Here is a 1,786-nt window from a genome sequence, read left to right on the forward strand (position 1 = left end):
ATTCGCCTCGCCAGACGCCCTCATCGCTATCGCAATGCTCAGCCTCGGTGGCTACCGTCCCGCGCTCCCAGGGCGGTCCTGTTGACCCACACATGTGTCAGGAGAGCCGTCCACAGGCGGGTTTCCGGCGAATCGAAGTGTCGGTGGTCTCTGGGAGAATCCCGTCATGGAGCTCGGAACCAGCCCTTCGTCGAAGGTCTCGACAGCATCGCTGCTGTCGTGGATCGCCGACGATGCCGAGGCCCGGGCCCACCTCGAGATCCGCGAGTGGAAGCACATCGTGGCATGGGCCCACGCCAACACCGTCGACCAGCCCGACGAAGCAGCCACGGTCCGGGACGGCTTCCTCGACACCGGCATCCCCATCGCCGGCCCCGGCGCACCGCTGGTGTCGGAGTTCGCGCTGATGGAGCTCATCGCCGTGCTGGGCCGCACACCCGACGGTGGTCGGCTCTACGTCGGCAAGATCCTCGAGTGCGCCTGGCGGCTCCCCGAGCTCTACACCGCGGTCCTCGACAACAAGCTCGCACCCTGGCGGGCCATGCGGATCGCCGAGCTCACCCACCCCCTCACCCAGCGGGCTGCGGCGTGGGTGGACCACCAGCTCGCGATCGCCGTGGAGTCGGTGACCTGGGCACAGATCGACCGCCTCGTCACCGAAGCCATCGCCCGCTTCGACCCGGAACGAGCCGAAGCCGAACGGCGCAAGCGGGCCGACCAGCGTCGGTTCACCATCACGGGTGCCGACAACGGCCTGGTCTACGTCGACGCGTTGATGGACGCAGCCGACGGCCACGACCTCAACCAGACCATCACCCGACGTGCCCACCTCCTCGGTCAGCTCGGCGACACCGACTCCCTCGACGTCCGCCGGTCGAAAGCGGCCGGCGAGCTCGCCCGCCAGGACCTCTCCCTCGACCTCCTCATCGCCGATCCCGACACTGAACCGCCCCGGCGAGTCCGGAGGCCGGGTTTGGTGGCTCAGCCGGTCGGCTGGAGCTCGTTTCGTGCAGCGTAGTGAAGTTCCTCAGCAGTCACTGGGGTGAGGTCGTCGAGGGCTTCGTGGGGGCGGTCGTTGTTGAAGAAGTCGACCCAGTTCAGGGTCTCGAGTTCGACGTGCTCAACGCCGCGCCAGGGACCCTCGGGCCGGATGAGCTCGGCCTTGTAGAGCCCGATCTGCGACTCGGCCAGCGCGTTGTCGTAGGCATCCCCGATGGAGCCGACCGACGGGTCGACACCCTCATCGATGAGCCGTTGGGTGAAGGCAAAACTGACGTATTGCGACCCGGCATCCGTGTGGTGGATGAGCCCGGAGAGGTTCTCGACGCCGGCTTGGCGTCGGGTCCAGATCGCGTGCTCGAGGGTGTCTAGGACGAGGTCGGTGGTCATCCGGGTGGCCGCCCGCCAGCCGACGATGCGGCGCGAGAAGACGTCGAAGATGAAAGCAACGTAGACCGTGCCCGACCATGTCGCTACGTAGGTGAAGTCGGCGACCCACAGCTGGTTCGGGCGGGTGGCGAAGAACTGCCGGTCGACCAGGTCGCTGGGCCGGTCAGCGGACTCGTCGGGGATCGTCGTGCGGACCTTCTTCTGCCGCAGCGCTCCGACCCAGCCCTGTTCGGCGTAGAGCCGCTCGATGGTGCACCGTGCGACGTCGTGGCCTCTACGTCGTAGGTGGAGCCACAATCTTGGGGGGTGTCAGATGGTCTGTGTAAGCGGTCGGTCTCAGCAAAGGAACGATGATGACTGCTGTGACCGAAGGAACCGGGCGACCGGACTACAAGAA

Annotated in this window: 1 protein-coding gene and 1 pseudogene; one reads left to right on the plus strand and one right to left on the minus strand. The window is 66.7% G+C overall.

The window, feature by feature from the left end; translation table 11 throughout:
- The first annotated feature begins 166 nt into the window (after nucleotides 1-166).
- The gene (locus tag NOCJ54_RS0122545) at nucleotides 167-1,018 is read left to right on the plus strand and encodes a DUF222 domain-containing protein (protein WP_028657284.1); all 852 of its coding nucleotides are present in this window, start codon (nucleotides 167-169) and stop codon (nucleotides 1,016-1,018) included.
- Here the strand turns inward: NOCJ54_RS0122545 and NOCJ54_RS27755 are convergent.
- A pseudogene (locus NOCJ54_RS27755) lies at nucleotides 982-1,689 on the minus strand (IS3 family transposase); the annotation flags it as partial. The gene NOCJ54_RS0122545 and the pseudogene NOCJ54_RS27755 sit on opposite strands and share 37 nt — an antisense overlap.
- Nucleotides 1,690-1,786: the final 97 nt, after the last annotated feature.

It is taken from the genome of Nocardioides sp. J54 (assembly GCF_000519005.1).
GTDB lineage: Bacteria > Actinomycetota > Actinomycetes > Propionibacteriales > Nocardioidaceae > Nocardioides.